The following is a 13,361-nucleotide window of genomic DNA, read 5'->3' on the forward strand; positions in this document are numbered from 1 at the left end:
CGTCAGTCCTCGGTCGGCGCGATCTCCGCGACGGCGGTGAGGCCCTCGGCCCCTTCCACGACGACCCACTCGATCGACGCGGCCCGCGAGGCCGCGAGGACGTCCGCCTCGGCCCGACGCGCCGCCTCGACGAGCTGCGCGGGGCCGGAGATCGTCGCCGCGCTCAGCGGCGTCTTCTGGGAGACCTTCGCCTCGCTCTTGACCTTCCGCAGCGCCGAGAGCGCCTGCCCCGCAGCGGGGAGCACGAGCGTCGAGCCCCCGTCGACGGTGCCGAGCTCCGAGGCCGCGGGCCACGGCGCGGTGTGGACGGTGCCGTCCTGCCACCACGACCAGACCTCCTCGGCCGCGTAGGGCAGGAACGGCGCGAACAACCGGAGCAACGTCCGCAGGGTCAGGGCCGCCGTCGCCCGCGCGGAGGCCGCCGGGCCCTCGCCGCGGGAGCCGTAGGCGCGGTCCTTGACCAGTTCCACCCAGTCGTCGCAGAAGTTCCAGAAGAACTTCTCGGTGACGTCGAGGGCCGTGGCGTGGTCGTAGCGCTCGAACGCGTCGGTCGCCTGCGCGACCACGGTCGCCAGTCCGGCCAGGACCCCCGCGTCGATCGGTTCGGTCACGGCGGCCGGGTCGGCGGCGGTGCCGCGCTCGACGCCGAGGCCGAGCACGAACTTCGACGCGTTGAGCAGCTTCATGGCCAGCCGGCGGCCGATCTTCATCTGGCCGGTGTCGAACGTGGCGTCCGTCCCCAGCCGGGAGGAGGCGGCCCAGTAGCGCACCGCGTCGGAGCCGAACTCCTCCAGCAGCGCCAACGGCGTGACGACGTTGCCCTTGGACTTCGACATCTTCTTGCGGTCGGGGTCGAGGATCCACCCCGACAGCGCGGTCCGCTTCCACGGCAGCCCGTCGAACTCCAGGTGCGAGCGCACGACGGTCGAGAACAGCCAGGTGCGGATGATGTCCTGGCCCTGCGGGCGCAGGTCCATCGGGTACACGCGGGAGAACAGGTTCTCGTCGCGCTCCCAGCCCCCGGCCAGCAGCGGCGTCAGCGACGACGTCGCCCACGTGTCCATCACGTCGGGGTCGGCCGCGAAACCGCCCGGCACCCCGCGCTGGTCCTCGGTGTAGCCCGGCGCGGGTTCGGCCGCCGGGTCCACCGGGAGCACGGACTCGTCCGGCACGACGGGGGAGTCGTAGACGGGTTCGCCGTCGGCGTCCAGCGGGTACCAGACGGGGAACGGCACGCCGAAGAACCGCTGCCGGGAGATGAGCCAGTCGCCGTTCAGCCCCGACACCCAGTGGTCGTAGCGGTGCTTCATGTGCTCGGGGTGCCAGGCGAGTTCGCCGCCGCGCGCGAGCAGGTCCGAGCGCAGAGCGGTGTCGCGGCCGCCGTTGCGCAGGTACCACTGGCGGGTGGAGACGATCTCGAGGGGGCGGTCGCCCTTCTCGTAGAACTTCACCGGGTGGGTGATCTTCTTCGGCTCCCCGACCATGTCGCCGGAGGCCTGCAGGGCGTCGACGATCGCCTTCTGCGCGGAGAACACCGTCTGGCCGGCCAGGGTGGCGTAGAACTCCGCGCCCGCCCCGGACAGCCAGGCCGGGGTCTCGCGCAGCAGCCGGCCGTCGCGGCCGATGACGGCGCGGTTGGGCAGCTGCAGCTCACGCCACCACGTGATGTCCGTCGTGTCGCCGAACGTGCAGATCATCGCGATGCCGGACCCCTTCTCGGGGTCGGCGAGCTTGTGGGCCACGACGGGCACCTCGACGCCGAACAGCGGCGTGCGCACCGTCGTGCCGAACAGCGGCTGGTAGCGCTCGTCGTCGGGGTGGGCCACGAGGGCCACGCACGCGGGCAGCAGCACGGGCCGGGTCGTCTCGATGAAGACGGTGTCACCGCCGGCGGTGGGCTGGAAGCCGAGCCGGTGGTAGGCGCCCTCGGTGTCCTTGTCCTCCAGCTCGGCCTGCGCCACCGCGGTGCGGAACGTCGTGTCCCACAGCGTGGGTGCCTCTGCCGTGTACGCCTCGCCGCGGGCGAGGTTGCGCAGGAACGCGCGCTGGGCCGTCGCCCGCGACGTCGCCGAGATCGTCGAGTACGTGTGCGACCAGTCGACCGACAGGCCCAGGCGGCGCCACAGCGACTCGAAGACCTGCTCGTCCTCGGCCGTCAGCCGGTCGCACAGCTCGACGAAGTTGCGGCGCGAGACCTGCACGAAGTCGCGGTCGTTCTTCGGCGCCTTCTCCGGCGGCACGAACGAGGGGTCGTACGGCAACGTCGGGTCGCAGCGCACGCCGTAGTAGTTCTGCACGCGGCGCTCGGTGGGCAGGCCGTTGTCGTCCCAGCCCATCGGGTAGAAGACGGACTTGCCGCGCATGCGCTGGAAGCGGGCGACGACGTCGGTGTGCGTGTAGCTGAAGACGTGGCCGACGTGCAGCGACCCGGACACGGTCGGCGGCGGGGTGTCGATGGAGTAGACGTCGGCGCGCTGCGCGGAGCGGTCGAAGGCGTAGGTGCCCTGGTCCTGCCACGCGGGGGCCCAGCGCTCCTCCAGGCCGTCGACGGTCGGACGGTCGGGTACCTCGACGCCGGGAGCGGTGGTCGCGCGGAACGGCGCCGGTGCGGGGGCGGCGCCGTCGGTGGAGGGGGTGCTGGCGTCGGACATGCCCCCATCATCCCGCACCCGCGCAGGCACTCCGCAGGCCGTCCTCGGGCCGTCCGGAGACCCCCGGACGGCCCAGTCAGGCGTACCCCCGTGACAGCCGATGTTCCCTCGGTGAGCCACGTCCTGCGCCGTCCGCCCCTGTGGGTGGGCTACCTCCTGCTCGGCGGGGTGGTGGCGCTCGCGTGCCTGGCGACGACCGGCACCCTGCACGACACCCTGCTGGCCGTCGTGTCCTGCAGCTGCGCGGTCGCCATCGCGGTCGGCGTCCGCGTCCACCGGCCCGTCCAGCCGCGCGCCTGGTGGGCCATGGCCGTCGGGATGGCGTGCTGGGGCCTGGGGGACGTCCTGTACGTCGTCGTCTACGACGTCGGGGGTTCCGAGGCGTACCCCGCGCCGCCGGACGTCGCCTACCTGCTCGCCTACCCCCTGCTGGGAGCCTCGCTGCTCGCGCTGGCCCGCAAGGCGCGCCCGGGCCGCGACGTCGAGGGCGTCATCGACTCCACCATCCTCGCGGTCGGCGCGGGCCTGCTGAGCTGGGTCTTCCTGCTCGCGCCCGCCCTGCAGACGCTGTCGGACGACCCCCTCGGCGGGGCGGTCTCGGCCGCCTACCCGGTGGCCGACGTCTTCGTCCTGGCGATGCTCGTCCGCCTCACCTCGGCCGCCGGGGCCCGGTCCCCGAGCTTCGCGATGCTCTGCGCCGCCGCGGTGAGCATGCTCGTCGCGGACGCCTCCTACCAGCTCGCCTACGCAGCGGCCGGGTACGCGGGCAACGCCTTCGACCCGGCCTGGCTGGCGGCCTACCTCCTGTGGGGGGCCTGCGCGCTGCACCCGTCGATGCGCCGGTTGTCGGACCCGGGCCCCGGGACGCGTCGCGGCGAGCTGGGCGGCGGCCGCCTCCTGCTCCTGGCCGGTGCGAGCCTGCTGGCTCCGGCGACCCTCACGCTGCAGCTCCTGCTGCAGCAGCACCCCGCTTCGTGGGCGGTGGCCATCACGTCCGCGGTCCTGTTCCTCCTCGTCGTGGCGCGCATGTGGACCCTCCTGCGCCGGCTGCGGGTGCAGGCCGAGCAGCTCAGCGCGCTCGCCCGCACCGACCCGCTGACGGGCCTGCTCAACCGCCGCAGCGGCGACGCCGTGCTGCAGCGCACGCTGAGCCGGTGCGCCCAGGACGGCTCCGACCTCGTCGTCGTGCTCCTCGACCTCGACCACTTCAAGGCGTTCAACGACACCCACGGCCACCCCGCCGGGGACCGGCTGCTCGTCGGTGCCGCGCGCGCCTGGGGCGAGGTCCTCGACGGGACGGGTGCTCAGCTGGCCCGCTGGGGCGGGGAGGAGTTCCTCGTCGTCCTCGCCGGTGTGGACCCGGCCGCGGTCGAGACCCTCCTGGAGCGGATGCGCGACGTCGTCCCCGAGGGCCGCACGTTCTCGGCCGGTGCCGCGCGCCGGGGCCCCGGTGCCGGAGGGGACGTCGCAGCTCTGGTCGCCACCGCCGACGAGGCCCTCTACGCCGCCAAGGCGGCCGGACGGGACCGCACGTGCTGGGCCCCCGACGCGGTGGCGGCGCCCGTCGCGCCGGACGCCCCGACCGCGACCACCGTCGTGCCCGCGGTCCCCGCCCGGCCCGTGCGCCGTTCCGCGGAACCTGCGCCACGGGGCTGAAGCCGTGCCCCGCCCGGGCCGATCGCTGACCGTGGACTGGTGGCGGGGGAGCGTGCGGGGACTGCGGTCCCCGTGGCGCGCCTACGCGCTCCTCGGCGGCCTCGTCGCCCTCACCGTGCAGGTCGTCCCGCAGGCCCCGTCCACGACGGCCTCTTCGTCGTCCCGAGCTGCGGGGCGGGCATCGCCACCGCCGTCGGCGCCCGGCTGCACCGCCCGCAGCGGGCCTCCGCCTGGTGGCTGCTCGCCGCGGGCCTGGGGGCGTGGGCCCTCGGGGACGTCGCCCACTGGCTCTGCTGGTGGGTGCTGGACCTGCGGGGCTTTGCCGGCCCCTCCGACCTCCTCCACGTCGCAGCCCACCCCCTGCTCGCGGCCGCCCTGCTGCGCCTGGCGAAGCAGGCCCGTCCCGGCCGCGACGTCGAGGGCGGCATCGACGCGGCCATCCTCGTCGCGCCGACGCTGGCCGGGTTCGGGGCCGATCACCTCGGCGCCGCCGTCTCGGTGGCCCACCCGCTCGGCGACGTCGTGGTCCTCGGGGCCCTCGTGCGGGTCTTCGCCGCCGCCGGGCACCGGTCCACCGCGTTCCGCCTGCGCGCGGCCGCGGCCGTCGTCATGCTCGTGGCCGACTCCGTCCACCAGTACGTGACGTCGTCCGGGTCCTACGACGGGTCCGGGTTCGACTGGCTGTTCGCCGCCCGCGCCGACACCGCGCTGCACGTGGCCCAGCACGCGGGGCGGGCGTGCACCCGGACGGCCGACCGCGGCGCGGGGTCGGTGCACTCCCCGGCCTGACGTGTGCGAAGCTGCACGCAACCAGCGACGACGACGTCCGCAGGAGAACGCCATGCAGAGCTTCGCCAGCATCCTCACCGAGCACGCCCGCACACGCCCCGACGGCATCGCGGTCCGGCTCGACGACCACGCCCTCACGTGGCGCGCCCTCGACGACGCCACCGCGCGCGTCGCGGCGCTGCTGCGCGCGCAGGGCGTCCAGCGCGGGGACCGGGTGGCCCTCATCGCCCCCAACGTCCCGCACTTCCCGGTCCTCTACCACGGGATCCTGCGCGCCGGTGGGGTCGTCGTCCCCATGAACCCGCTGCTGCGCGGCCGGGAGGTGAACCACCACTTCACCGACTCCGGTGCCGTGCTCGCCCTCGTCTGGCACGCCGTGGCCGAGGCGGCGCACGCCGGCGCCGTCGGGACGCCCACCCGCGTGGTGGAGGTGGAACCGTCGGCGACCGCGGCCCTCCTCGCCTCCGTCGAACCCGACCCCGCCGCCGACCTGCTCGACCCCGACCCGCAGGACACCGCCGTCATCCTCTACACGTCCGGGACGACGGGGGCGCCCAAGGGCGCCGAACTCACCCACCACAACCTCGTCAGCAACGCGGTGACGTCGCAGGAGTCCCTCGTCAAGATGGCCGACGACGACGTGATCCTGGGAGCGCTGCCGCTGTTCCACGCGTTCGGCCAGACCTGCGCCATGAACACCGCGCTCGTCGCCGGCCGGACCATGACGCTGCTGCCCCGCTTCACCGCGGAGGCGGCGCTCGCGGTCGTCGAACGCGACCGCGTCACCCACTTCGCCGGGGTCCCGACGATGTACGTGGCGATGCTCAACGAACCCACGGCGGCGCAGCGGGACCTCTCCTCCTGGCGGTCCTGCGTCTCCGGTGGGGCGTCGCTGCCGGTGGAGGTGCTGCGGGGTTTCGAGGAGAAGTACGGCGTGATGATCCTCGAGGGCTACGGCCTGTCCGAGACCTCGCCCGTCGCCTCCTTCAACCTGCCCGACGTGCCGCGCAAACCCGGCACGATCGGCGTCCCGGTCCGCGGGTGCGAGATGGACCTGCGCTCGGCCGACGGTTCCGCGGTCGCCCCCGGGGAGGTCGGCGAGATCGTCATCAAGGGCGAGAACGTCATGAAGGGCTACTGGCGCAACGAGAGCGCCACCGCTCAGGCGATCACCGACGGCTGGTTCCGCAGCGGTGACCTCGCCACCCGGGACCCCGACGGGTACTACACGATCGTCGACCGGGCCAAGGACATGATCGACCGCGGCGGGTACAACGTGTACCCGCGCGAGGTCGAGGAGGTCCTCTACGAGCACCCGGCCGTCGAGCAGGCGGCCGTCGTGGGTTTCCCCGACCCCCTGGTGGGCGAGGAGATCGGGGCGGCGGTGGTCCTGAAGCAGGGCGCGACCGCCACCCCGGAGGAACTGCAGCGGCACGTCAAGGCCCAGCTCGCCGCCTACAAGTACCCGCGGCGGGTCTGGATCGTGTCCGAGCTCCCCAAGGGCCCCACGGGCAAGATCCTCAAGCGCGAGATCACACCCCCTGCACGGACGGAGGACTCCCCGGCATGAGCACCCCCCAGCACGCGAGCACCAGCACCTCCAGCGACAAGGTCCCCACGGGCGTCGACTACTACGAGATCGCCGCGGACCTCACCGACGCCGAACGCGAGGTGTGGGCCACCGTCCGCTCCTTCGTCGACGAGAAGGTCGTCCCCGTCGCCGGGGGGTACTGGGAGCGGGCCGAGATGCCCATGGAGCTGCTCAAGGAGTACGGGCAGCTGAACCTCGTCGGCGACGGCCTCGAGGGACCGGGCGTCCCGCGACTCAGCCACACGGCCGCCGGTCTGGTGACCATGGAACTGTCCCGCGGCGACGGCAGCTTCGCCACCATGCTCGGGGTGCAGGCGGGGCTGGCCATGCGCTCCATCGAGTTCCTCGGTTCGGAGGAGCAGAAGGAGCGCTGGCTGCCGCCCATGGCGCGGCTGGAGGTGCTGGGGGCCTTCGGGCTGACCGAACCCGACCACGGCTCCGACGCCGTCGCCCTGGGGACCACGGCCCGCAAGGACGGCGACGAGTACGTCCTCGACGGCGCCAAGCGGTGGATCGGGTTCGGGACCGTCTGCGACGTCTGCGTCGTGTGGGCGCGCGGGGAGGACGGCCAGGTCCAGGGGTTCCTCGTCGAACGCGGGACGCCCGGCTACGAGGCGACCGTCATCGAGGGCAAGGCGTCGCTGCGCGCCATCCACAACGCCGCGATCACGCTGAACGGCGTCCGGGTGCCGGCGGAGAACAAGCTGCCGGGTGCGCGCAGCTTCCGCGACACCGGCCGCGTCCTGTCCGCGACCCGCGCCGGCATCGCCTGGGGCGCGCTCGGGCACGCGACGGCCGCCTACGAGACGGCGCTGGCCTACTCCCTCGAGCGCAAGCAGTTCGGCCAGCCGCTGGCCAGCTTCCAGCTCGTGCAGGACAAGCTCGTGCAGATGCTCGCCGAGGTCACGGCCATGCAGCTCTTCTGCCTGCGGGTGGGCAAGCTCGCCGACGCCGGGCGCCTCACCGACACCCAGGCCTCGCTGGCCAAGGTGAACGCGACCCGCAAGGCCCGCGCGGTGACGGCGATGGCGCGCGACCTGCTCGGCGGCAACGGGATCCTGCTGGAGCACCGCGTCGCCCGGCACATGGCCGACGTCGAGGCGCTGCACACCTACGAGGGCACGGAGTCGATCCAGACCCTCATCGTCGGGCGCCACCTCACGGGCGTCTCCAGCTTCACCTGACGGCCCGCGTCGACCCTCCGCCCCGGGCGCACCGCCCGGGGCGGGGGGAGTCAGACCTTGAAGCGCCCCATGAGGGCGCGCACGTGGTCGGCGGTGTCGGCGACCTGACGGGCGCACGCGTCCGTCTCCGTCGCGCTCGCGGTGGTCCGCTCGGCGACCTGCGCGACCTCGCCGATGGTGCCGGCGATGGTCCGGGTCGCCGACGCGGCCCGCGAGACGCCGCCGGCGAGTTCCCCGGTGACGGCCGACTGCTCCTCGACGGCGGCCGCGACCGTCGCCTGGATCTCGTCGAGGCGGTCCACGACGGTCCCGATGTGCGCGACCGACGAGGCGGCCTGCTGCACGTCCTGCTGCAGCGCAGCGATCTTGCGCTCGATGTCCTCGGTGGCCCGTGCCGTCTGGGTGCTGAGCTCCTTGACCTCCCCGGCGACGACGGCGAACCCCTTCCCGGCGTCACCCGCGCGGGCGGCCTCGATGGTCGCGTTGAGGGCCAGCAGGTTCGTCTGCTGGGCGATCGAGGTGATGGCCGCGACGATCTCGCTGATCTCGGCGGAGCTGGACGACAGCGTCGAGACGGCCTGTTCCGTGGACCGGGCCACGTCGACGGCCTCGGCGGCGATCCGCGCGGCCTCGTGCGTGCCGCGGGCGATCTCGGAGATGCTGGCGCCCATCTCCTCGGCGGCCGCGGCGATGCCGGTGACCTCGCCGCTGGCGGCGTCGGCCTGCGCGGCCACGACCCCGGAGCGCTGGGCGGTCTCGGCCACGTCCGACCCCAGCGCGCGGCTGGTCCGGCCGAGCCGGCCGGCCGCGGAGTTCAGCACGTCGGCCTCGGCGCCCACCTCGCGGACGGTCCCGGCGATCGACTCGGCGAACCGGTTGAAGGCGGCGCCGAGCTCCCCGAGCTCGTCGCGGCGCGAGTCGTCGACCCGCTTCGTCAGGTCACCGTCGCCGTCGGCGATCTCGGCGAGGCTGTCCCGCAGCCGGCGCACCGGCCGGCCGATGCCGGTCCCGATGAACCAGCTGACGACCCCGGCGAGCAGCACCGCGAGCAGGCCGAGCAGCACGGTCGTGGTGCGCAGCGAGTGGCTGGCGGCCAGCGCGGAGGACACCGGCGCGCTGACGAGCAGCGTCCACGTCTGGGTGTCGTCCACGCGCACCGGCGCGACGGCGACGAGGGCCTCGCGCCCCAGGACGTCGTCGGTGCGGGTGGCGGTGCGCGGCTGCCCCGACGTCGTCGCGGACAGCGCCAGGGTCTTCGTCGCCTCCGCGGCGGGCTTGCCGAGGCGCTGCGCGTCGGGGTGGGTGACGACGGTGCCGGCGTCGGTCAGCAGCGACGCGTAGCCCGTCCCGTAGGGCTTCACCTCGGCCATCGACGCCGTCAGGCTCGTGAGGGCCAGGTCGGCCGTCACGACGCCCAGGACGGTCGTCCCGTCCAGGACGGGCGCCGCCGCGGTGGACATGAGGACGGTCTTGCCGTCGACCTCGTACTCGTACGGCTCGGTGAAGTAGACCTTCCCGGTCTGCTTCGGCGTCCAGTACCAGGCGCTCTTGGCCGGGTCGTCGAGGTCGGTGAGCGGCGTGACCGCCAGCGTGCTGCCGCTGCGGTACCAGTAGGGGATGAGACGACCGCTGGCGTCGCTCTCGGGGCTCCCGGCGAACCGCGCGTCCTGGCCGTCGAGGGCGTTCGGCTCCCAGCCGGTCCCCATGCCGACGAACTCGGGGTGTGCGGCGAGCCCGGCGCGCACGAGGTCGGAGGCGGCGGGCCGGGTCAGGACGCCCTGCTGGTGCAGGGAGGCCATGGAGTCGGCGACGTCCGACACCGTGCGGACGGCGCCGGCCAGCTCCTGCTGGACCTGCGCGGCCGTGGTCTGGGCCAGCTGCGAGGTGTACCGGGTGGCCTGCTCCTGCCCGAACGCGTCGCTCTTCGCCGTCACGACGACGACGAGGAGCGTCAGCGTGGTGACGACCATCGCCGACGTGCTCGCGACGAGTCGGGTCCTGATGCTGCGCACGGTCGAGTCCTCCGGTCGGTCGGCCCCCGCTGCTGGAGGTCTCCTCAGGACGTCGACGCGCACCGGGCCGTCCTTGACCCCGACGGCGCACGGCACAGCGAACGGCTGCGCGGGAGTGGCGTCGCCGCGCAGCCGTTCGTCGGGGTGGGAACGTCAGTGGAAGCGGCGCCCCGTGACCCGCTCGCTGGCGCCGACCCGGTCGAGGTACGGGGTGACCCCGCCCGTGAAGAGCGGGTGGCCCGTGCCCAGGACGAGGCACACGTCGACGTCCTCGGGGCCCGCGACCACGCCCTCGTCGAGGACGCGGCGGATCTCGTCGGCGAGGGCGTCCTGCACGGTCCGCAGGACCTCCTCGCGGGTCAGCGGGGAGTCCCCGCCCTGGAACAGGCCCTCGTGGGCGCCGGTCAGTGCGACCGGCCCCTTCGGGGTGACGAGTTCCGGACCGCCCGCCTCGACCCAGCGCCGCAGGTTGTCCGAGACCGTGTAGCGGTCGGGGAAGGCGGCGGCGAGTGTCTCGTGGACGTGCAGCATGACGGCCGGCCCGACGAAGTGTCCCAGCCGGAACGGCGTCATCGGCAGCCCCAGCTCGTCGAGGCTGTGCTCGACGTCGAGCAGCGGGGTGCCCGCGTCGACGGCCTTGACGACCTCGTCGAACATGCGCGTCGAGATGCGGTTCACGACGAACGCCGGCGCGTCCCGGACCAGCACGCACGTCTTCTTCAGCTTGCGTCCCACCGCGAACGCCGTCGCGAGCGCGACGTCGTCCGTCGTCTCCGTCCGCACGACCTCGACGAGGGGCAGCACGGCGACGGGGTTGAAGAAGTGGAACCCGACGAACCGCTCGGGGTTCTTCAGCACCGACGCCATCTCGGTGACCGACAGGGAACTCGTGTTCGTGGCGAGGACGGCGTCCTCGCGTAGCAGGGGTTCCAGTTCGCGCAGGACGTCCTGCTTGACGGACATCTCCTCGAAGACGGCCTCGATGACGAAGTCGCAGTCGGCGAGGGCCGACTTCTCGACCGAGCCCGACACCGAGGCCGACAGCCGGTTGGCCGTGTCGGAGGAGATCCGGCCCTTGGCCAGCAGGTCCTGCACGCCCTGGCGCACGAACCCGACGCCCTTCTCGACGCGTTCGGCCGAGACGTCGGTGAGGACGACGGGGACCTGCAACCGGTGCAGGAACAGCAGCGCGAGTTGGGAGGCCATGAGGCCCGCGCCGACGACGCCGACCGAGGTCACCTTGCGCGGGTCCACCTGCGGCGCACCGGTCGGCTTGCGGCCGTAGCGCTGCACGAGGTCGAACGCGTACAGGCCCGCCTTGAGCTCGGGGGAGATCCCGAGGTCGGCGAGGGCCTGGTCCTCGGCCGTGAAGTGGGTGTCCCGGTCGTTCGTGCGCGCGGCCTCGAGGAGGTCGAGCGTCCGGTACGGCGCCGGGGCCGCACCGTGGACCCGGGCGTCGGCGACGGCCCGTCCCCGGGCGACGGCCGCCGACCACGTCGCCTCGTCGGCCGGTTCGGCGCGGTCCACGCTGGTCTCGCCCGCCAGGACCGTCCCGGCCCAGCGCAGTGACTGCACGAGGAAGTCGGCCGGCTCGAACAGCGCGTCGGCGATGCCGGCCAGCAAGGCCTGCGGGCCGGAGAGCGTCTTGTTGCTCGCGAGCGCGTTCTCGATCGCGACCTTGACCGCGACGTCCGGACCGGCCAGGCGGGGGAGCAGGTACGTCCCGCCCCAGCCGGGCACGAGCCCGAGGTACGCCTCGGGCAGCCCGATGCCGCGCACGGCGCCGGAGATCGTCCGGTACGAGCAGTGCAGGGCCGACTCCAGCCCGCCGCCGAGGGCGAGGCCGTTGACGAACGCGAACGTCGGGACGGCGGCGTCGGCGAACCGGCGCAGGACGCGGTGACCGAGGGCCCCGACGGCGCGGCTGTCCTCGAGGTCGCCGATGCTCGCGACGGCCTTGAGGTCGGCCCCGGCGCAGAACACGTGGTTCACGCCGGTGACGCCGATCGCGACGACGCCCTCCTCGCGCACGAGGCGCTCGGCGACGTCGAGGGCCGCGTCGAGGTCACCCAGGCCGGGCTGGCCGAGGACGAACGGGCGGCGCGGGTCGCCGGAGTCGAGCGTGAGCAGTGCCATCGTTCCGGGCTTCGTGCCGCCGGGGGTGCGGGGCAGGTCCAGGGTGCGGACGTGCACGGTCATCAGGCAGCCGTCCCCTCGTGCGTGAAGCCTTCCCAGGCGGGGTTCTCCCAGACCACGGAACCGCCCTGGCCCAACCCGACGCACATCGCCGTGAGGCCGTAGCGGACCTCGGGGTGCTCGGAGAACTGGCGCGCGAGCTGGGTCATGAGACGCACGCCGGACGCCGCCAGCGGGTGCCCGATCGCGATCGCGCCGCCGTACAGGTTGACGCGCGGGTCGTCGTCGGCGATGCCGAAGTGGTCGAGGAAGCTGAGGACCTGCACTGCGAAGGCCTCGTTCAGCTCGAACAGGCCGATGTCGTCGATGGTCAACCCGGTGCGTTGCAGCACCTTCTCGGTGGAGGGGACCGGGCCCAGGCCCATGACCTCCGGTTCGACCCCGGCGAAGCCGAAGCCGACCATGCGCATCTTCGGGGTCAGCCCGAGCTCCGCGGCGACGTCCTCGGCGGCCAGGACGCACGCGGTGGCGCCGTCGGTCAGCGGCGAGGCGTTGCCCGCCGTGACGCGACCGTGCGGGCGGAACGGCGTGCGCAGGTTCGCCAGGCCCTCGACCGTCGTCCCCGGGCGGGCGAGCTCGTCGGCGGTGGCCAGACCCCAGCCCAGCTCGGCGCTCGCGGAGGCGACGGGGACGAGGTCGGCCTCGACCTGCCCGTTGGCGACGGCCTTGGCGAACTTCTCCTGGCTGGCGACGGCGAACGCGTCGGCGCGTTCCTTCGTCAGCTGCGGGAACCGGTCGTGCAGCGCCTCGGCCGTCTTGCCCATGTCGAGGGCGTCGGGGGAGACGATGCGCTCGGTGAGGAAGCGCGGGTTCGGGTCCATGCCCGCGCCCAGCGGGTGGTGGCCCATGTGCTCGACGCCGCCGGCCAGCGCCACGTCGAGGGCGCCGACGGCGATGGAGGCCGCGCTCGTCGTCACGGCCGTCATCGCGCCGGCGCACCAGCGGTCGATGGCGTACCCGGGCGTCGTGACCGGCAGGCCCGCGAGCAGGGCGGCGCTGCGGCCGAGCACCAGCCCCTGGTCGCCGGACTGGGTGGCGGCCGCGACGGCGACCTCCTCGATCCGCTCGGGCGGCAGGGACGGGTTGCGGCGCAGCAGTTCGCGCAGGCACGCGACGACGAGGTCGTCCGCGCGCGTCTGGGCGTGGATGCCGTCGGGGCGGGCCTTGCCGAACGGGGTGCGGACGCCGTCGGCGAAGACGACGCTCCGTCCGGGGGCGGGCGTGTGGACCACAGGACCTCCTCGTCGCGGGTGTGTACGACGACACCGTACGCGCCGGGCGA

General features: G+C 73.8%; 8 protein-coding genes. 4 read left to right on the forward strand and 4 right to left on the reverse strand.

The window, feature by feature from the left end; translation table 11 throughout:
• Positions 1-2 precede the first annotated feature (2 nt).
• The gene (gene valS / locus ACFEMC_RS06065) at positions 3-2,651 is read right to left on the reverse strand and encodes a valine--tRNA ligase (RefSeq protein ID WP_380174533.1); all 2,649 of its coding nucleotides are present in this window, start codon (positions 2,649-2,651) and stop codon (positions 3-5) included.
• A gap of 111 nt (positions 2,652-2,762) precedes the next feature.
• On the opposite strand from valS, the gene ACFEMC_RS06070 reads away from it, so the two are divergent.
• The 4 genes from ACFEMC_RS06070 (at position 2,763) to ACFEMC_RS06085 (ending at position 7,871) form a co-directional block, all read left to right on the forward strand.
• Positions 2,763-4,307, forward strand: a complete 1,545-nt coding sequence (locus ACFEMC_RS06070; RefSeq protein WP_380174535.1) for a GGDEF domain-containing protein — start codon at positions 2,763-2,765, stop codon at positions 4,305-4,307.
• A 72-nt stretch (positions 4,308-4,379) separates the two neighbouring features.
• A complete protein-coding gene (locus tag ACFEMC_RS06075) occupies positions 4,380-5,096 on the forward strand; it encodes a hypothetical protein (protein ID WP_380174537.1) in 717 nt (238 codons plus the stop codon).
• 52 nt (positions 5,097-5,148) lie between these two features.
• A complete protein-coding gene (locus ACFEMC_RS06080; RefSeq protein WP_380174539.1) occupies positions 5,149-6,666 on the forward strand; it encodes a long-chain fatty acid--CoA ligase in 1,518 nt (505 codons plus the stop codon).
• On the forward strand, positions 6,663-7,871 hold the full coding sequence (locus ACFEMC_RS06085) for an acyl-CoA dehydrogenase family protein (RefSeq protein WP_380174541.1): 1,209 nt from the start codon (positions 6,663-6,665) through the stop codon (positions 7,869-7,871). Before ACFEMC_RS06080 ends, ACFEMC_RS06085 begins: the two co-directional genes overlap by 4 nt.
• 50 nt (positions 7,872-7,921) lie before the next feature.
• On the opposite strand, the gene ACFEMC_RS06090 is transcribed toward ACFEMC_RS06085, so the two are convergent.
• The 3 genes from ACFEMC_RS06090 to ACFEMC_RS06100 form a co-directional block, all read right to left on the reverse strand.
• Positions 7,922-9,883 carry a methyl-accepting chemotaxis protein gene (locus ACFEMC_RS06090; protein ID WP_380174543.1) on the reverse strand — a complete coding sequence of 654 codons (1,962 nt, stop codon included), beginning with the start codon at positions 9,881-9,883 and terminating at the stop codon, positions 7,922-7,924.
• A gap of 153 nt (positions 9,884-10,036) precedes the next feature.
• Positions 10,037-12,082: a 3-hydroxyacyl-CoA dehydrogenase NAD-binding domain-containing protein gene (locus tag ACFEMC_RS06095; RefSeq protein WP_380174545.1), complete on the reverse strand. Its 2,046-nt coding sequence runs from the start codon at positions 12,080-12,082 to the stop codon at positions 10,037-10,039.
• Entirely contained in the window at positions 12,082-13,311 is a 1,230-nt protein-coding gene (locus ACFEMC_RS06100; RefSeq protein WP_380174547.1) for a thiolase family protein, read from the reverse strand. The genes ACFEMC_RS06095 and ACFEMC_RS06100 overlap by 1 nt, the downstream gene beginning before the upstream one ends.
• Positions 13,312-13,361 lie beyond the last annotated feature (50 nt).

It is taken from the genome of Kineococcus sp. DHX-1, assembly GCF_042473625.1.
GTDB lineage: Bacteria > Actinomycetota > Actinomycetes > Actinomycetales > Kineococcaceae > Kineococcus.